Below are 16,858 nucleotides of genomic sequence, written 5' to 3'. Positions count from 1 at the left end.
GTGCGAAGGCTCGCTGCCGGGGGCGGGCGGGTCCGGGGGGGATCGCTCATCGCCGACATTGCGGCGCTAGTCGCCGCGGTGGCCGGCTGCGGATGGGTAGGTAGGACAATCCCCAGCTCAAGACGTTGAAGGCGCTGGCGAAGCTCTTCGGCGTCCCGATCGGCTACCCCGCTAACGACGAGAGCGACGCCCGAGCCGCGACCCACCTTGCCAGAGGTGGCGCTCGGTGAACCCGCAGGCCATGCAGCGCGAGGTGCAGAACTGGCTCGTCGGCGACAACATCGACGTGGGCCGCGCCGTACGGGACTCGTGGCGCGGCCAGGCCTCGCAACCGGCAACTGTGTACTGCGCGGGCGCCGAAGGCGTCTATCTGGATCGACCACTCGATCTTGCCGAGGGACCGCGTGGTGTTCGCCGCGCTTCGATCGTCAGCCACTGCTCACCACATCAGTGGCGTTGTCGATCCAGTCATCGGAGGCCGGGTCGATACCCAGCTCGCGAAGATGCCGGTTGAGCCGGTCGGGTGCGGTGCCCCACCGGGTTCCGGGCCGGCTCGGATCGAAACCGGTGAGGAGCTCACCGTCGAGGGCATAGGCGAAGTCCTGGCCGGGGGCATAGTCGTGTCGCATCACCGCGACTGCCTCGCCACCATCGCGGGACAACTCGCCGATGACCTCGCGTTGTACGCCACACCGGCCGCACTCCTCGATGAGGATGGACCAGTCTCCCACCCGTACCATGGCGATCTCGGTACGGCTGGAGTCGGGGTACTCATCCACGTCGATCAGGCGGATGTGTTCCGGGGCGGCGCCCAGCCGCCGGAGCACCTCGTGCTCCTCCACTCCCCTGACGAGGGTGATCGTGTAGATCGGTCCCAGGGGGCCCTCGTCTTGCCACGCGTAGTCCTCCGGCGAGGCGCCGGGCGTGCGGGCGGTGGCATGGACCACCTCAATCTTCTCGGCCCGCTCATAACGCGTCAGAGTTAGCAGCGAAGAAAGCGGTGATGAGCCCGCGACCGATCCGGCCGCGATCACTGACCGGGCGTCCATTGGCCAGCGCCCACTCCCGGATCGCCAAGTCGATGTCACGCCCGTACGGCAGTTGGTTGACACGCAGCGGAGTGAAATCGGCGTCGGACATGATCGGAACCTGCCGATGCTCGCTCAAGTGACAACGCACTGCTCTCAGCCGCAGCTCGTCGCTTTCCGCGTTACTCGGCGTCGGTGTAGGAACGACGGTCGCCAAGTCGTAACCAGGAAGGTCGTCACGGCAGCCACGGGCGTCTGCGATGGCTCCCGGCTGAGGACGCGCCGTCGATCGAGATGCACCGATCAGAAGCAGTCCTTTACGATGTAGATCTCTCAGTCCGTTTGGACACAAGGAATTCCCCCAGCCAGAGGACTGGCGAATGCGGTGACACGCTGGACATACATCTGTCACCGGGCGGCGCGGTCCGGGAGCGCGACTCTTGATGACACCTGGGTGACACAACAGAAAAGCCACAATCCCCGATCTTGAGAACTGTGGCTCTGACCTGCTGCAACAGTGTCGGGACGGCGGGATTTGAACCCACGACCCCTTGACCCCCAGGACGTTGGAGTAGGCGTTTTAGCACGTCAGTGGCGTTGAGAGGGGTAAGAACGAAGTTCGCTCGCATGCTGGTTGTTCGGCTGTGTGCATAGCGCGTGGCCCCCGAGTGGTCCCCACACGTGTCGCCCTTAGATGGTAAAGGGACTTGCGGCACTCCCCTGTTCATCGTGGTGGCCTCGACTCTAAGCCATGAGTTCCCCGGTGTGTCCCCTGACGTACACAATCGCCCCTCTAGCGGAGTTTTTGCGCTACGGTGCCTTCTATGTCGTGGCAATGGACGCTTCAGCTTGCCCCTCCTATTGCGACGCTAGGTGCGGCCGCTCTGGGTTTGCTTCGGGAGCAGGGGGCTCTGCGGAGGAATCTACGGGAGGACGTTAGCATCGCCAAGGATCTTCCTGATGGTTCCCCGGGCAAGCACCTTCTGATGCAGCACATTGAATGGGAGATCGGTGTCCTTTTGAACCCTGATCGTGACTGGATGTCTTTCGCGATCGGCGGATTAGTCGCCCTAGCCGGCGGCTATGGAACTCTCTGGCTTTATCAGCAACATGCCTGGTGGAGTTGGCTCGGATTGCTGACTGCATACGTAGCCATAGGTGGGCTTGTCGGCATGATGCAGGGAGTCAGGAGAGGAGGGATCGTTGGGCGCCCGGACTACTATCCGGCCGAGCTAGCGCCGAAATCAGGTCCGCCGGTGACTCCATCGGCGCAAGTGCTCCTCACCGTCTCCGAGACGGCCGCTGCGATGCGAGTGTCAAAGGCTACTGTCTATCGACTTGTGTACTCCGGGCAACTACCTATCATTCGCGTTCGCCGCTGGTTCCGAATACCGGGTCAAGCGGTCAACGACTACCAGGCCGCTGCAGAAGCTGGCAACGCTTGAATCGGCCACCCGGTGCTCCGGCGACGCAGACTTCGCCCTCGCACTCCTGAAAGACAGCACGAACACCGAACCCTGGGAGAAGGCCGTCGCGGCATGTCTGACTGTACTTTGCCTCAGAGTCGATGCTCAGCCGACGGACGTCACTGTTTCGAGCATGACCGACGCTTACCTCGGACTCGGCTCAGACCCCGAATACGTGGTGTTCCGTACCCGCCTGGGGCCCGCTGTGGTCGACCTTGTACTTACAGGTGTGGAAGCAAGCGTGACGCGCTGAGAACTCCTTTCGTTAAATCGTCCCCACGGGACGGAGACCCCACGATCACCTATAGAGGCGCTGGCAAATTTGCCTTCAAATTGAGTCCTGATGAAGCCGATCTAGCGGGGCTCCACCATAAACTCGCCGAGACTGCGCCCTGTCACTAGCCCTTGTCCGGCTGGGCGACCTCAATATTTTGCAGACTTTCTTTTTCGATGACGGACCGCCCGTTCAAGGGTGCACGAAGATGTAGCTGCACATCGAACTGGTATCCGTTGTCCGGCAGCTTTATGGTCCCCCAGGACACGAGGGGTGCGCACGGATTGCTCATCTTGACGCCGATTTTCACCTGAGAGGGCGACTCCTGCACTTCGGTGTCCGTCACTTCCCAGCAGAAGCGGCCGTCGTCATCCTCGGACTTGTAGACGGTGAACGTCGCGGTCAGCGTCCGCCCATCGGCTGACGGCGTTACCCAGGCGATCGTATGCCAGTCCGCTTTGCGGACGTTCGCCGTCATGGCAAGCGACGCGATTAATAGCAATGCAGCAGACATGGCTATTATGCCGGGCTTCTTGAGGTTAGTTGGGCGCACGATTGGGCCTTGCTATTTTGCTTTGGTAATTCTATCGCCGAACGCTTTGTTGACGTCCCAGATATCGGTGAAATAAGAGACGCAATCGTCCGTCCTATCCTTACCATCGTCCGTTTTCGTCGACCCACTATGGATTCCCTTGGCCATGATCTTTCCATCGGAGGGTCGGATGGTGTACACCGGAGCGCCGGAGTCCCCTCCCTTATTGCACTTGTTTGCCCGCGTGCCGACTTGGACCCAACGGAGCCGACGCAGCCGTCGCCGCATTCTCCGCTGCCGACAGCCGCCACGGTGTTGTCCAGGGCACGTGCGCGCACGAGTGTTTCCCAGTGCGCTCGTTTGCCCGGTCCGTTCGCCCAGGCGGCGGGCAGGGCGATGACGTCTGCGCCTCGCACGGCGAGCAGCCGCGCGAGTTCCGGGAACCTGACGTCGTAACACGTCATCAGGCCTATGTGGAATCCGTTGACTTCGAAGGTTTCGGGAACGGCGTCGGCGGCTCGTACTCGGCGCGATTCTCCTCCGCCGAAGGCGTCGTAGAGATGCAGCTTCCGATAGTGCGTGATCAGGTGGCCGTCCCGCAGGACCACGAGTGTGTTGTACGGACGGTCTTCATCGGAGGCTTCGTGGGTGCCTGCCACGACCCGTCACTCGCTTGCCCGTGGTGCGACGTCGTAAGGCCTCCACGAAGGCGCCGGACAGCGGTTGCGCGGTGGTGAGGATGCGGTCCCGGCGTGTGTGGAACCGCGCGAGAATCCCTTCGGGCAGAACGAGCAGGTCGACCGACCTGGCTTCCGCATCGTCGATGAACTTCCAGGCGGTGGTGAGGTTTTCCCTCCAGGACTCGCCGACGGCGAACTGGCCTGCTGCGACTTTCACAGCTCGACCGGCAGCTGGGCCAGCGGCACGTATTGCTGGCCGCCGTGCAGGTCGCGGTCGGTCGGTGTGGCCTGCCGCGTCGGGCGTGGGAAAGAGACCTTGATGACCTCCAGATCGGGAACGCGGTAGATGTCCACCTCGGTCGGCTCGATCTGGTAGGCCCGGCTCACACGCTCTGCGTTGATCACGTCTTCACGGGCGAGCACTGGGTAGCTGTTGCTGTCACAGAAGACGTCAATCGTGAGCCAGAAGGGGCCCGCGTTCTTGGACCTGACGAGCGACGCCAGGTCTCCGATCGTTTGTGTGGTTTTCATGCCGCGCTCCATTCGGTGCGGACCAGGTCGACCGGGCTGTCGAGTTCGATGGTGTGATTGAGGACGAACTCGTAAAGGGCGCCGGTGGGGATCACGGACGGTGAGGAGAAGAGGGCGAAACTCGGCAGGTGGTCCATGTCCGGCAGGGGCAGGTGCAGCATGTACTTGCTGGCCAGCTGCCCGATACGGGTCGCGTCGTCCTGGCTGCCCGCGATGGCCGACAGCACCACCCCCACCTCCTTGGGTGGCGGACCGGAGGAATCCCGGGATCCGAGCACGGCGTTGTGTCCGTACAGTCGCACCTCGAGCGTGTAGTCCTTCTGCGTGAGCCCGAGCGTGGCGGCGACCGAGTCCTCGACGACCTTTGCCAGCAGGTCCCCCCACGCGTCGATGTCCCGCAGAACATGCGGATCACGGATCCCTGCGATCGTGATCGACCGGTACCCGGTGAGTGCGGCACCTTCGAGCTTCATGGTGTGGTGGGTGGCCGGCTCGAAGGCCGAGCCTTCAACCCGGACACGGCGCTCGTCCAGTGCGATGTAGCGAGCCCCGGTCACATCGAGTGTCCCGGGCGGTTCGGTCAGCCGATAGGGGTTGGCGTTCTCATACAGCATGTGCGCGGCGACCGTCCTGGGGGTGCAGGCGGCCGTCGCGGCCAGTGGTTCGATGACGAATCCCGTGTCGTCGACCGTGATCATGACACCGCCGCTGCGGGGATCGGTGGTGCAGAGCGCGCCGCATTCGGCGACTTTCCCCGCGTGCCAACTGGCTCCGGGAGGGCAGCCACGTAGCAACGGCACGGACGCGATCACGGCTGCATCGGAGGCGCGGCCTGCCACCACGATGTCCGCCCCGGCTGACAGCGCGGCGGCGATCGGCTCGTGGCCCATGACGCCCACGATGCGTTCGCACCTGTCGATGGTGTCCTCGTCAAGCGGGGCGGCAGGGCGCAGTGCGTGGACGCGGCCTTCTCCAAGTCGCTGCCGCAAGGTGTCGGGGTCTTGTTCGCTGTAGATGCGCGCAACCTTGGCTGTCTGTCCGGTTTCTGACAGGACCTCGGTGACCAGGCCGGCTATCCAGTCCACCCCCGCATTGGACCCGCTTGTCCCGGACGAGCCGATGACGACGGGGATTCCGGCCCTGCGGGCCGGCGGGACTATGGCCCGCAAGTCCCGGCGCATGGCGTTGTCCGCGTTCTTCAGCTGTCCGCTGCCGAGGTAGAACGGGCCGGGGTCGGTGGAGCCGGCGTCCACCGCGATGGCGTCTGCGCCCAGTTCGATTCCGTGGGCGACGAGGCCTGGATCGATGTCGTTTCCGAGCATGCCGACAGGCACCAGGACCCGGGTTTCGGTCATCGTGCTGTGCCTTCCGTCCGTTCGGGTTCAGTGAGTTGGGCAAGCTGCAGGTCGATCGCCGACAGCATGTGCTGCACGACTTGGCGTTCCGCCTCGTCAGCGTCCCCGGCGGTCAGGGCGGCGAGGATGTCGCGATGTGCCTGCAGGTGCTTCTCGCCGATGTCGCGGGCTACCGTCGCCATGGCCGTGACGGACTGCAGCCTGCGAGCAGGGCCGATGACCGTGGTGCTTTCGATCATGGTCTGCAGCCGCTCGTTGTCCGCTGCGGCCGTGATCTCGGCGTCGAACCGGCGGCCCGCGGCGAGCACGTCCTCGGGCGCGGACTCGGCCGTGGCACTCTCCAGCTCGTTCAGTGCCTCACGCATCGCAGCCAGGCCACGCTCGGTGATCCTTCCCGCCGCGAAGCGAGCTTCAGCGCCCCGTAGCAGGGCGCGCACGTACAGCAACTCGCGGAGCGACCGCTCGGAATGCTCGGCCACCCGCAGGGTCCGGGGCCCGGAGCGGTAGACCAGTCCCTCCTGCTCCAGCCGGCGCATCGCGTCGTGCACCGGAGTGGGACTGACGCCCAGCAGGACCGCCAAGCGGCGCTCGCTCAGTCGCTGGCCGGGCGGCAACTGTCCCGCAGCGATCTTTTCCCGCAATGTCCCGTACACCCGCTCGGTCAGCGTCTCCGAGCGTGCCAGGGGTTCGAACGCCAGTGGACCGTCCGCGTCTTGTTCCGCCATGCCCTCGACCGTAGCGACGAGGCTCACCTTATGCAAGATGCCATCTCATACGGCAAAACAAGCGACCAAGAGAAGATCCAGCTAAAACGGTGTCGTAACGTGGGGTTTACAATTTGCCATCTCAAGTTTACGGTCCGAGGGATTGCATAGTTGCCGTCCCAGGGAGATGCGATGCGCGCCGAGACACACGGGTGGAGCGAGCGGTCACAAGGTGGCCAGGAGGACGTGCAGGCAGGACAGGGGGTGTCGCTCTCGCTGCGGACGACCCTGCTCGTCGCACTGGCCGTATTCGCGCTCGAGGCGACCGGCAACTTTTACGACGCCCAGGTCCCGCCGCTGATCCAGCACTACGTCAGCAGTGCCACGGCGATCGGGCTCGTCATGGGCATCGACAACGTCCTGGGGATCTTCCTGGGCCCGTGGATCGGGCACCGCTCGGACCGGACACGGTCACGTTGGGGAAGACGCGTCCCGTACCTCGTCGTGCTGACGCCCGTGGCCGCCCTTGCATTCGTCCTGCTTCCCCACGCGCCCTCGCTGCCCTTGCTGCTGCTGGCGATCGTGGTCTACGCACTGACGGCCAATGTGCTCAAGCCGGTTGCGACCGCTCTGCTCCCCGACTTCGTGCCCCTGCGGCACCTCTCCCGCGGCACGGCGATCCTCAAGATCGGCACCAGTCTGACCATCATCGTGTCCGCGCTCATCAGTATCTTCGTCATCGACGAACATCCCCGCCTTGCCTTCGCCATCCCCGCGGCGCTCATGGTCGGTGCTGTCGCCGTGCTGGCACCGACCATCCACGAGACGCGCTCAGCGGGTTACCGCGCAGCGCTCGCGGCGGACAACGCAGACGCCGCCGGCAGGAGCGAGAGCAGCTTCTGGCGGGACATCAAGACCGTGCTCGGGTCGGGGCATCCGCAGGCCCGGCACTTCCTGGTCGCGGCCGTCCTGTTTCTCGGCGCGTGGGCCGGACTGCGGTCCCTCCTGACCCCGTACGGCACGGAAACAGTCGGTCTGACCAAGGGGCAGGCCGGGGGACTTTCCCTCGTGGGCGGGGTGGCATTCATCCTGGCTGCCTACCCGCTCGCCATCGCCGGGCGTCGCTACGGGCACATGATGGTCGCACGCGTGGGAGTCGGCGTATTCATCGTGCCGATGATTGCGGCGTCCCTGCTGCCGGGGCGTTGGTCGACCATGATCGCCCTCGCTGTTTCCTCGATCGGCTACGCCTCGTTCGCGATCAACGCAACGGTCGCCTGGTGGGGATTTGCCCCGAGCAACGCACTGGTCGGGGTGCTCACGGGTATATGGACCGCGGTGTCGGCCATTGCTCAGACCGTCGGACCAGCGGTGGTGGGTGCACTGGTCGATCTGACCGGATGGCGGTGGATGCTCTTTGACACCGGCGCGCTGGCGCTTGCTGCACTCGGCCTCCTCTGGCTGGTGCGCGAACGACCGTTGAGGGCCTGACGTTCCTGGACGCCGGTACGGGCGGATCGCGAAGACCGAGCACCTGCTGCGCGTGGTCGACCCGGTGGATGACACCTACCGGCGGCAGATGAACCGGCAGCTCACCGTTCAGGAATCCCGCCACAAGCTGGCCCGGGACGTGTGCCACGGCAAGCGCGGCACCATCCACCAGGCGTACCGAGACGGCATGGAGGACCAGCTCGGCGCGCTCGGCCTGGTCCTCAACGCCATCGTGCTCTGGACGACCCGCTACATCGACGCCGCCATCGCCCAGCTCCAGGCCGAGGGCCACGAGATCCGCGAGGAGGACATCGCCCGGCTTTCCCCGCTCAAGCATTGCAATTTGAACCTGCTCGGCCGCTACAGCTTCACCGCCAGCGTCCCGGCCGCCGGCGCCCTACGGCCCGCTGCGCGCCCCGGACGCGCCTGGGCTGGACGAGGACGACGAAGCCGAGGAGTGAGCACGCTGCTCGACATCTCCCGGGCGCCCTCGATCTCGGCGGCGAGAGCGTAGGCGTCTTAGCATGCCGGGCATGCCACTGGGCCCCGAGAGCGCCCGCTACGTGCGGCGCAACACCGAGATTGGGCGGCAATTCGGTGATCCGTCAACCGTTTGCTCAGACGGGAAGTTCGGTGATGCTGAGGGCGAAGTCCAAGTTCCCCACCCCGTGGTTGGCGAGGCCCACCGTGACCACGCCCGCTCCTTCCAGCCAGTGCGCCATTTTCAGGTCGCCGACGTCCAGCGGGCGCAGCCCGAGGCTCTCGATGAACGCCTCCACACTTGCCTTGGCCTGCGCGTTGTCGCCGGCGATGAAGACGTCGGGCCGACCCTTCTCCAGGACATGACGGAAGATGGTGTTGAACGCCTTCACCACGCTGGCGCTGGCCGGGGCCGCTTTGGCGACTTCCTGCGCGACCGAGGTCTCCTCGCGGTGGGCTAGCCGTCGAACGTGGAATTGAAGGGATTGCTGATGTCGACGATAACCTTGCCCGCGAGAGCGTCTCCGTACTGGGCGACGACCGGCACGACACTGTCGTACAACAGGGCCACGATGACGATGTCCCCGGCCGGGGCGGTGCCCCATTCGCCCGTCGTGGCGCCGCCGCCGAGAGCCTTGGCCAGGTCAGCGGCCTTGGACTAATCGCGGCCCATGACCTCGACCGTGTTTCCGCCCGCTACCGCCCGCGCGCCGATGGTGCGGGCCATATTCCCGGTGCCGATGATGCTGATGTTGCTCATGAGATGTCCTGCCCTGGTTGTGTGTTGTTCGGCTCAGATGGCGGTAGTGCCGCCGTCGACGACGAGTTCCATGCCGTTGACGTAGCTGGAGTCGTCGGAGGCGAGGAAGAGGGCGACGGTGGCGATTTCGTCGGGGCGGCCCATCTGGCCGCGGGGGATGAGGGACTCGAACTGGCGCTTGGTGGCCTCGTCGAAGAGCTCTTCCTGCTTGGCGGTGGCGACCTGGCCGGGGGTCAGGACGTTGACGCGGATGCGGCGGTCCTTGAGCTCGTTGAGCCAGACGCGGGCCCATGCCTGCTGGACGGCCTTGCTGCCGGCGTAGACGCTCCAGCCGGGGAAGGCGCCGAGGGAGGCGTTGGAGCCGGTCATGAGGATGGAGCCGCCGTCGTTGAAGAGCGGAAGGGCCTTCTGGACGGTGAACAGGGTGCCGCGGGCGTTGAGCCCGAACCAGGTGTCGAACTGGGCCTCGGTGATCTCGCCGAGCAGGGCGGGCTCGCCCCCTCCGGCGCTGGCCCACAGCACGTCGAGGCTTCCCTTCTCCCGCTTGACAGTGTCGTACAGGCGGTCCAGGTCGTGCAGGTCGGCAGCGTCCCCCCGGACGCCGGTGACGTTGCGGCCGATCTGCTTCACGGCCTCGTCCAGGGCCTCCTGGCGGCGGCCGGTGATGAAGACGTGCGCTCCCTCATCGACGAACAGCTTCGCGCCGGCCAGCGCCATGCCGCTGGTGCCGCCGGTGATGACCGCAACCTTGCCGTCAAGCTTTCCCATAGTCGCTTCCTTGGGTCGGTGGTGCCGTGCGCACCAGGGGTGACGATGCTATGTACACCGATCTGTGTGCTTACAGTATGGGGCGGTCGGCCGGGGCGCAAACTATGTACACCGGTCGTTACCCAGCCGGCGTATCATGGACCCATGACGGAGTTGGAGAAGGGCCCCAAGGGCCGCCGCCGGGGCCGGGGCGCCCGCGAGCGCATCCTCAGCGCGTCCCAACAGCTGTTCCGCGAGCAGGGCATCAACCGCACCGGCATGGACCAGCTTTGCGCGGCGGCCCAGGTGTCCAAGCGCACGGCCTACCAGCACTTCGCCAGCAAGGACGAACTCGTCGCCGAGTACCTGCGCCGGTTCGACCCCTCCGTTCTGTCCGGCGTGTTCGACCGCACCGACCTCACGCCCCGCGAACGGCTCCTCGCCGCCTTCGACATCCCCCCCCACCACCCCCCCTGTGCCCCTACATCGGCGCCGCCGTCGAACTCCACGACCCCGAGCACCCCGCGTCCCAGTACGCACGCGAGTACAAGAAAGCCGTCGCCGCGCGGCTCGCCGACACCGCCCGCGAAGCCGGCGCCGCCGAGCCTGAACAGCTCGGCGAACAGCTCGCGCTGCTCATCGACGCGCCGCGGCCCGCACCCGGGTCCTCAACGCCGACGCCTTCCCCACCGCCGCCGCCATCGCCGCCGTCCTCATCGACAACGCCATCCCCGCCACAGCCAGCGATGACCGGCGACGGGAGACAGTGTCAAGTTAACTTGGCGCTCCGCGGCCGGGACCTGGACCGGGGTCGTCAACGAGCACCGAACGGAGTGCCATGTAATCGGCTATGCGAGTGTCGGCAAACGATCGTTTGACGACAGGCGACCGACGCGTCCAATGAACCCGTGCAATCCGGGGTTCGCGGCGGCGCGAATCCCATCAGATCCGATGGTGATTGCTGACAGGGTTTGATGACAGATAAGGTCCGATCCTCCGCACGGAAGAGGGCCCTTGGTGGCGAACCTGGGCTACAAGCGGGTCTCAACCGACCAGCAGTCGCCCGCCCGGCAGAACCTCGTCCTGGACGAGGCCGGGATCGAGGACCCAGTCGTCTTCGAGGAGGACCCGGGCGCCTCCAGCCGCCTCCACCCCCTCCAGCGCCCGAAGTTCCGCGAACTGCTCACCTACGCGCGGCCGGGCGACACCGAGCACATGAGATGTTCCGCCTCGTGCGCGGCACCGGGCACATCCTCGACGTGCTCGACGTCCTCCACCGCGACCAGGTGGCGCTGCGCATCCACGACGGCGCGTTCTCCGCGGTGGACTTCACCGCCCGTCACCCGCGCACCGGGGAGCTGCTGTCCACCGTGAAGTTCATGGTGCAGACCCTCGCCGCCGCCGCGAACTCCAGCGAGACCTCCAGCGCGAGCTGACCTACGACGGACTGCGAGCCGCCGAGTCCAAGGGCAGCAAGGACGGGCGCCACCCCGCCGTGGCGGCGGAGAAGACCGGCGACGTCCGCACCGCGTACCTGGATGGCCGCTCGATCGCTGCCCTCGCCCGCGACCACGGCGTCAGCCGCGACGCGATCCGCACGGCGGTCGCCGACCTCATGCCCGACTACAACGCCATCGCTCAGGAGGACGCCCCCGCTCCGGAACTGCCGGTCACCCTCGACATGCCGGGCAAGGTCGCGGACTTCCTCCGCGCGTCCGACCTGGAGCCCGCCGAGCAAGCCGCGCTCGACCAAGGGGTGACCGTACGGGGCGGCCAGGGCTACACCCTGCGCATCACGGCTGTGCCAGGGGTCCACCGCCAGCTTCTTGCCCGCTGCCAACCGCTCGACGGCGGCCAGGGTGTCCCTGCCGAGCGCAACGCCCGGCGCGAGTAGGAGAACCGCGTCACCGGCCTCGGAACTCCGGCCTGAGCAAGATCACGGGCTTGGCGTCAACCGCTGTACCGATGTTCCCCGAGGCCGGAAGCCACGGCGGGTCGCAAGGTAGCGGTGAGGTAGGTCTCGGCTTCCGAGCGTAGTTATTGCGGCTCAGGCATACCTGGCGGTGATGAGTTCGGCGTCCCTGATCGTGATCTCTGCCCGGAGTGCGCAAGCAGTGGGATCCGGACGAGCTGGGCGAGCTGGCGCATGTGCCTGCTGAACCGCCAGGTAGCCCCGATACCGGAGCCATGAGCCGGGAGGACGCGAGCACGGGTCGCTCAACGGGCTGAGCGGCTCTCGACTGTTTCGGAGGCAGCAGTTCGGCTTCAAGTCTGGGTTGGCTGATCTGGGAGGGTTCGCAGGGTTCGGTCGGCCAGGGTGAGGAGGGTGAGGCCCAGGCTGACGCCGATCATGATCCAGGCGATGAGGTGGATGCCGTCGTTGCTGACTTGGTGGTGGAAGACGATGCCGGTGATGGCGGAGGAGGCGATCGAGCCGACGTACCCGAAGGTCCGCAGCAGGCCGGCGGCGGTGCCGAGCTGCTGCTGTGGTGCGTGGGTGTAGAGAGCGGTCTGGTAGCCGGCGACGGCGAAGCCCGTCGAGGCGCCGAAGACGAGCGTGAGGAGTGCGACGACGCCGATCCAGACGCTGGAGTCGAGCAGGAGCACACCGGCGGAGCCGGCCAGGGCGGTCAGGGCGGCGGCGATGACGGGGCCGCGCACCATGTTCCGGCGCGAGATCAGCGCGATCACGATCCCGGAGACAAGGGTCATGGGCAGCAGCAGGAGGCCGGAAGCCGACTCGCTGTAGCCGCGTACCGCTTCGACCCACTGGGTGACGCCGTAGAGCACGACGTACTGGCAGAGCATGACCAGACCGAAGAGCACGTAGGTGTTGGTCAGCGCTGGGCGAGTGGCAAGCAGGCGTATGTCGATGAAGGGACTGGCCGCTCGCAACTCCCACAGGATGTCGGCGACCCACAGCACGATCGAGAGTGCCAGGACCCACCAGCGGGCCGAAGGAAGCTCGAACAGGAAGACCAGCAGGGCCAGCATCGCGGCGGCGAAGCCGACGATTCCCGTCACGTCGAGGCGTGAGGCGACCTCGCGGAGGCGGAATCCTTCCAGTGGCCCGTCGGCCTCGACCCAGGCCAGGGCGGTCGCGAGCGCGACCAGCGCGACCGGGATGTTGACGAAGAAGACGGCTCGCCAGCCGAAGCCGCTGACCAGTAGACCGCCCACAGGCAGGCCCAGTGACGCGGTTGCGACGCCGGCGATCTGGAGGCCCCCGAGCACGCCGCCCGGCGGCTGTTCCAAGCCCGCCTCGCGGGCACGCTTGCGAATCAGCAGCATTGCGGTCGGGTAGGCGCAAGAGGTTCCTATGCCGATCAGGATGCGGCTGATCAGCAGGGCGAGCAGATTCTGGGCGAGCCCGCCGACCAGCCCGCCCACTCCCACGGCCACGATCCCAGTGAGAAGGACCCGGCGAGGCCCGAAGACCTCCCCGGCCTTGCCCGCCGTGGGCTGCGCCACCGCGCTGGCCAGGTACAGCGCCGTCACCAAGGTGGCGGTCTGCCCGATCGGCACTGCGATGCCGTGCGCGATCGGGACCAGGGCCGTGGCGATCAGCGAGCTGTTGACCGGGTTGAGCGCCGAGCCGACGTACAGCGGCGTGAGGAAACGCCACGAGAATGCGTGCTCCTGCTCCGTGCGGGTCAGCCCTGTTGATGAGGTCCGTGACGGCATTCGGAACTTCCTTGCTGCGCTTCCGGTGCGCGCATCAGTGGATATTCGCTTGGTGCTGGGACTGCCGGTCGGGCGGTATCCCTTCGACGGCGCAGCTGAGGGGCTGTGTGTTTCACCGGGCGCGGGCGGCGAGCAGCTTGATGACGTCGTCGGTGCTGCCGGTCTCCGCACGCTGCGGGAAGTGATGGGTCACCGAGAACTCGTGCCGACCGAGGTCGGGGTCGCTCATCGCGTCGATCGGGGTGGTCACGTGGAAGCCGAGTTCGAATGCCTGCTGGACGGTGGCGGCGACACCGTCGCCGGTCGCGACACCGGTGACGACCACCTGCGTGACGCCCTGGCTGCGCAGGTAGTCCTCAAGGTCGGTGCCCGTGAAGGCGCCCGGGGTGCGCTTGGTGATCCGCTTGCTGGCCTCGCCCAGCTCGGGCACTACCGGCAACGCGTGCTCGGGCATCACGAACGGCGTGCCCTCCGGGTTGTGGTCGCTGCGCACGCCGGGGGCAGCCGCGACGTTGACCAGGACCACCGGCAGGCCGTGGCGGCGGAAGGCGTCGGCGAGCCGGGCGGCGCGGGCGACGACATCGGCAACGGCGTGGGGCGCCATATCGACGCCGACGCTCCCGGCCTGCAGGTCGATGACGACCAGGGCGGTGGTGGCATCAAGGGCGGTGATGGGCATGGAGAAACTCCTTAGGGGAACAGGCGATCGAGGATCTTGTGTGCCTCGGCGAGGGTCTGCTGCTCGGCCGGCGAGAGACCCTGAAGCTGCTTCGTGAGCCAGTCGGTACGCGCACTGCGGCCCTCGGCAATGAGGGCCCTGGCCTCGTCCGTGACGGCCACGACCTTCTGGCGGCCATCGTTGGGGTCCGGCGTGACGGTGACCAGCCCCCGTTCGAGAAGGACGCCGACCGTCGCCCCCATGGACTGGGAGCGGACGCGCTGCCGCTTGGCGAGCGTGGTGATCGTCAGCGGACCTTCGCGCAAGACGTATCCCAGCGCTTCGGACTGGCTGGCGCTCAGCCCCATCCGGCCGCCTTGCTCGCGCAGCGTGCGCTGGGCTCGGCCGAACACCTCTCGCAGCGATTGGGCCAGGTCAGTCGTTTCGGTCATGTACTCAAGCTAACATATACGAAGGTTACCTACAAAGGTTGCCTTCATATATGGCTGGCCGTCCGTCTCCGTGCCCCCTCTGGGGGCTCCGCCACGGCGGTGTCAACGCTGTCTTCGTTTCGGCCGGTCGGTTTCTGAACGCCACGGAGCACCTGGCAATCCAGTCCGCACTGACGCTCATGGCCGAGGACCTGGGCCGACACCGGCCGGCTGACGAAGGACGGACGGCCGCCCCGGGCACAGCGGCATGATGGCTGCGTTCACACTGCCGGCACCGGTCGTTCTCACGCCCACCAACGACCCGGCCCGCGCCGCGAAGCCCGTGGCCAACGACTTCGCCCGTACTAGACGGCGGGCACGCCTGCCTTCGGAGTCGCGCAGGTCAGCAGCCCTGGCGGTAATGCCTGATGGCTACCACAGCGCCGCATGGACCAGCCCTACGGGCAAGACTTTTCGTGAACTTTCCGATACGAGGAGGCGCCGTGTCGCGACGCGAATGTGGCTGATCTGGGTCGGCGTCACCGTCGGCGGGTGCGGCTCTGCTCCCGCACCTGGGGATCGGCCTGCACTGAGTGGCGCGGTCACGCCTGACGGTCTGTGGTGCCGGGCGGGAGCAGCGGCAGTCGGAGGACGAAGCGTGCGCCTCGCGGGCTGTCCTCGATCTCCAGTGTCCCATGGTGGGCGGTCACGATCGCGCGGGAGATGGCGAGTCCGAGCCCGGACCCGGTGGGGTCCTTGCGCTGCCCACCGTCCAGTCGTGTGAAGGGCTGGAAGACCCGTTCGCGGTCCTCGGGGGCGATGCCGTCTCCGTCATCGCTCACCGTGACGACCGCCTGGCCATCCTTGCGCTCGGCGCTGACCTCGACGCGGGTTGCGGCATGCCGTTGGGCGTTGACGACCAGGTTGTTGAGCACTTCGGTGAGTTGGACAGGGTTGCCGAGGACCTTCACGTCGCTCTTTACCTGGGTATGCACCGGCACGGGTCGCGTCGTGGTGATCAACTCCTCCTGTACCAGCGCGCCGAGGTCGACCGGCTCGGGGGGGTCGGGAGCGGCCGTGCGGATCCGGGCGAAGATCAGAATGTTGTCGATCAGTGCTCGTAGCCGTTCCGTCGTCGCCAGCCCCGCTTGGATCACCTCGCCCTGATCGACGTGGTCTGGGTACAGCACCGCCTCTTCAAGCTGGGTCTGTAGACCGGTCACCGGGGTCTTGAGTTCATGAGAGACGATGGAGGCGAAGTGGCGTTGCTGCTCCACTGCCTCTTCCAGCCGGGACAGAGTCTTGTTGACAGTGCGCGCCAGCCGCCCGATCTCGTCATCGCAGGCCGGTTCCGGCACCCGCAAGCTCAGGTCACTGACGCTGATCTCCGCCGTTCTCGCGCGGATCGCTTCCACGGGGCGCAGTGTCCGGCCGACCAGCGACCAGACTATCCAGGTGGTGAAGATGCTGGTCAGCAGGGCCGCAGTCAGCGTGCCGACCTCCAAGATGTGCGAGGCCAGGGCGGGCGGCTCGATCATTCCGGCGTAGACGATGTGAGACTCGCCCCCCCACACGAAGCGGGCCTCCTGGGGTGAGACGCGGTTGGCGGTGAGCATAACGCAGCTGCCGTGGGAGCACTCGGTGAGGTGCAGGATGCGGTCGTCGTAGGGCGGCCGGACAGCGCTGAGCGGCGGCTTGCCCGCGAGGGCCGGGCTGGCCGCCACCACCCGGCCACGCGAGTCGATGAGTTGCAGGAGGTTGACCTGAGTAGTCGGTACCGCAGCCGGAGGACGGCCGGGCTTCATCGACGCGATCCAGTCGATCGCCACGCGCTGCGTCAGGCGGAAGATGTGGTCTCGGATCCTGGTGCGGATCATCAGGTCGAGACCTACCGCGATCACGGTGAAGACGAGCAGGGACAGCACCCCGGCAAGGAGTGTGAAGCGCGCTTGGATCGAGCAATATCGCCACCAAGCCCACATGAGCATCCCCCCACCATGTTCGCCTGTTCTCACGCATACCTGCACGAAGACGGAA

General features: G+C 66.4%; 18 protein-coding genes and 2 pseudogenes. 7 read left to right on the top strand and 13 right to left on the bottom strand.

Features of this window, described 5'->3' with window-relative positions:
* Nucleotides 1–428 precede the first annotated feature (428 nt).
* Nucleotides 429–1,034: a DUF6461 domain-containing protein gene (locus tag B1L11_RS25775; protein WP_143737543.1), complete on the bottom strand. Its 606-nt coding sequence runs from the start codon at nt 1,032–1,034 to the stop codon at nt 429–431.
* A gap of 980 nt (nt 1,035–2,014) precedes the next feature.
* On the opposite strand from B1L11_RS25775, the gene B1L11_RS55160 reads away from it, so the two are divergent.
* Nucleotides 2,015–2,473: a helix-turn-helix domain-containing protein gene (locus B1L11_RS55160; protein WP_372974724.1), complete on the top strand. Its 459-nt coding sequence runs from the start codon at nt 2,015–2,017 to the stop codon at nt 2,471–2,473.
* Nucleotides 2,474–2,892: 419 nt separating this feature from the next.
* On the opposite strand, the gene B1L11_RS25760 is transcribed toward B1L11_RS55160, so the two are convergent.
* The 5 genes from B1L11_RS25760 to B1L11_RS25740 all read right to left on the bottom strand — a co-directional run bounded on the left by B1L11_RS25760 (nt 2,893) and on the right by B1L11_RS25740 (nt 6,618).
* Nucleotides 2,893–3,282 carry a hypothetical protein gene (locus tag B1L11_RS25760; RefSeq protein WP_079316899.1) on the bottom strand — a complete coding sequence of 130 codons (390 nt, stop codon included), beginning with the start codon at nt 3,280–3,282 and terminating at the stop codon, nt 2,893–2,895.
* 5 nt (nt 3,283–3,287) lie between these two features.
* Complete coding sequence (locus B1L11_RS55155) at nt 3,288–3,959, bottom strand: nitrilase-related carbon-nitrogen hydrolase (RefSeq protein ID WP_079316898.1); 672 nt, start codon at nt 3,957–3,959, stop codon at nt 3,288–3,290.
* A 234-nt stretch (nt 3,960–4,193) separates the two neighbouring features.
* Nucleotides 4,194–4,511, bottom strand: coding sequence for a DUF4387 domain-containing protein (locus B1L11_RS25750; RefSeq protein WP_218671299.1), 318 nt, complete (start codon nt 4,509–4,511; stop codon nt 4,194–4,196).
* Entirely contained in the window at nt 4,508–5,866 is a 1,359-nt protein-coding gene (locus tag B1L11_RS25745; RefSeq protein ID WP_079316896.1) for an acyclic terpene utilization AtuA family protein, read from the bottom strand. The genes B1L11_RS25750 and B1L11_RS25745 overlap by 4 nt, the downstream gene beginning before the upstream one ends.
* Nucleotides 5,863–6,618, bottom strand: a complete 756-nt coding sequence (locus tag B1L11_RS25740; protein ID WP_079316895.1) for a GntR family transcriptional regulator — start codon at nt 6,616–6,618, stop codon at nt 5,863–5,865. Before B1L11_RS25740 ends, B1L11_RS25745 begins: the two co-directional genes overlap by 4 nt.
* 144 nt (nt 6,619–6,762) lie before the next feature.
* Between B1L11_RS25740 and B1L11_RS25735 the strand changes: the two genes are divergently transcribed.
* Both B1L11_RS25735 and B1L11_RS25730 read left to right on the top strand, forming a co-directional pair.
* Complete coding sequence (locus tag B1L11_RS25735) at nt 6,763–8,061, top strand: MFS transporter (protein WP_079316894.1); 1,299 nt, start codon at nt 6,763–6,765, stop codon at nt 8,059–8,061.
* Between the two features lie 16 nt (nt 8,062–8,077).
* Nucleotides 8,078–8,575: pseudogene (locus tag B1L11_RS25730) on the top strand (Tn3 family transposase); the annotation flags it as partial.
* A 103-nt stretch (nt 8,576–8,678) separates the two neighbouring features.
* On the opposite strand, the gene B1L11_RS51960 reads toward B1L11_RS25730, so the two are convergent.
* The 3 genes from B1L11_RS51960 to B1L11_RS25720 form a co-directional block, all read right to left on the bottom strand.
* The gene (locus B1L11_RS51960) at nt 8,679–8,936 is read right to left on the bottom strand and encodes a hypothetical protein (RefSeq protein ID WP_256862889.1); all 258 of its coding nucleotides are present in this window, start codon (nt 8,934–8,936) and stop codon (nt 8,679–8,681) included.
* 62 nt (nt 8,937–8,998) lie between these two features.
* Nucleotides 8,999–9,184, bottom strand: coding sequence for a hypothetical protein (locus tag B1L11_RS51955; protein ID WP_256862891.1), 186 nt, complete (start codon nt 9,182–9,184; stop codon nt 8,999–9,001).
* Nucleotides 9,185–9,334: 150 nt separating this feature from the next.
* Nucleotides 9,335–10,069 carry an SDR family NAD(P)-dependent oxidoreductase gene (locus B1L11_RS25720; RefSeq protein ID WP_079316893.1) on the bottom strand — a complete coding sequence of 245 codons (735 nt, stop codon included), beginning with the start codon at nt 10,067–10,069 and terminating at the stop codon, nt 9,335–9,337.
* 144 nt (nt 10,070–10,213) lie between these two features.
* On the opposite strand from B1L11_RS25720, the gene B1L11_RS25715 reads away from it, so the two are divergent.
* From B1L11_RS25715 to B1L11_RS48595, 4 genes and pseudogenes are all read left to right on the top strand, one after another.
* A complete protein-coding gene (locus tag B1L11_RS25715) occupies nt 10,214–10,798 on the top strand; it encodes a TetR/AcrR family transcriptional regulator (protein WP_218671298.1) in 585 nt (194 codons plus the stop codon).
* Between the two features lie 267 nt (nt 10,799–11,065).
* Nucleotides 11,066–11,197: pseudogene (locus B1L11_RS55150) on the top strand (recombinase family protein); the annotation flags it as partial.
* A 71-nt stretch (nt 11,198–11,268) separates the two neighbouring features.
* On the top strand, nt 11,269–11,484 hold the full coding sequence (locus tag B1L11_RS51945) for a hypothetical protein (RefSeq protein ID WP_256862887.1): 216 nt from the start codon (nt 11,269–11,271) through the stop codon (nt 11,482–11,484).
* Nucleotides 11,485–11,543: 59 nt separating this feature from the next.
* Nucleotides 11,544–11,942: a hypothetical protein gene (locus tag B1L11_RS48595; protein WP_218671296.1), complete on the top strand. Its 399-nt coding sequence runs from the start codon at nt 11,544–11,546 to the stop codon at nt 11,940–11,942.
* A 371-nt stretch (nt 11,943–12,313) separates the two neighbouring features.
* On the opposite strand, the gene B1L11_RS25705 is transcribed toward B1L11_RS48595, so the two are convergent.
* The 4 genes from B1L11_RS25705 to B1L11_RS25690 form a co-directional block, all read right to left on the bottom strand.
* Nucleotides 12,314–13,732 (bottom strand): MFS transporter, encoded by a 1,419-nt coding sequence (locus B1L11_RS25705; RefSeq protein ID WP_079316892.1) that lies wholly within the window; start codon nt 13,730–13,732, stop codon nt 12,314–12,316.
* Between the two features lie 112 nt (nt 13,733–13,844).
* Nucleotides 13,845–14,411, bottom strand: coding sequence for an isochorismatase family protein (locus B1L11_RS25700; protein ID WP_079316891.1), 567 nt, complete (start codon nt 14,409–14,411; stop codon nt 13,845–13,847).
* Nucleotides 14,412–14,422: 11 nt separating this feature from the next.
* Complete coding sequence (locus B1L11_RS25695) at nt 14,423–14,842, bottom strand: MarR family winged helix-turn-helix transcriptional regulator (RefSeq protein WP_079316890.1); 420 nt, start codon at nt 14,840–14,842, stop codon at nt 14,423–14,425.
* A gap of 581 nt (nt 14,843–15,423) precedes the next feature.
* A complete protein-coding gene (locus B1L11_RS25690; RefSeq protein ID WP_179155321.1) occupies nt 15,424–16,746 on the bottom strand; it encodes a HAMP domain-containing sensor histidine kinase in 1,323 nt (440 codons plus the stop codon).
* Nucleotides 16,747–16,858: the final 112 nt, after the last annotated feature.

Origin of the sequence: Microbispora sp. GKU 823 (assembly GCF_002027145.1) — a bacterium.
Lineage (GTDB): Bacteria > Actinomycetota > Actinomycetes > Streptosporangiales > Streptosporangiaceae > Microbispora > Microbispora siamensis.
Note: the sequence above shows the minus strand (reverse complement) of the source record. Positions and strands in the feature narration are given on the sequence as shown.

Bases quoted from the DNA above. Each gene is read 5' to 3' on its own strand.
- B1L11_RS25750 (WP_218671299.1), bottom strand. From the start codon at position 4,511: ATGAAAACCACACAAACGATCGGAGACCTGGCGTCGCTCGTCAGGTCC.
- B1L11_RS25735 (WP_079316894.1), top strand. From the start codon at position 6,763: ATGCGCGCCGAGACACACGGGTGGAGCGAGCGGTCACAAGGTGGCCAG.
- B1L11_RS25760 (WP_079316899.1), bottom strand. From the start codon at position 3,282: ATGTCTGCTGCATTGCTATTAATCGCGTCGCTTGCCATGACGGCGAAC.
- B1L11_RS25745 (WP_079316896.1), bottom strand. From the start codon at position 5,866: ATGACCGAAACCCGGGTCCTGGTGCCTGTCGGCATGCTCGGAAACGAC.
- B1L11_RS25705 (WP_079316892.1), bottom strand. From the start codon at position 13,732: ATGCCGTCACGGACCTCATCAACAGGGCTGACCCGCACGGAGCAGGAG.
- B1L11_RS25720 (WP_079316893.1), bottom strand. From the start codon at position 10,069: ATGGGAAAGCTTGACGGCAAGGTTGCGGTCATCACCGGCGGCACCAGC.
- B1L11_RS55160 (WP_372974724.1), top strand. From the start codon at position 2,015: ATGCAGCACATTGAATGGGAGATCGGTGTCCTTTTGAACCCTGATCGT.
- B1L11_RS25695 (WP_079316890.1), bottom strand. From the start codon at position 14,842: ATGACCGAAACGACTGACCTGGCCCAATCGCTGCGAGAGGTGTTCGGC.
- B1L11_RS25700 (WP_079316891.1), bottom strand. From the start codon at position 14,411: ATGCCCATCACCGCCCTTGATGCCACCACCGCCCTGGTCGTCATCGAC.
- B1L11_RS51945 (WP_256862887.1), top strand. From the start codon at position 11,269: ATGTTCCGCCTCGTGCGCGGCACCGGGCACATCCTCGACGTGCTCGAC.
- B1L11_RS25715 (WP_218671298.1), top strand. From the start codon at position 10,214: ATGACGGAGTTGGAGAAGGGCCCCAAGGGCCGCCGCCGGGGCCGGGGC.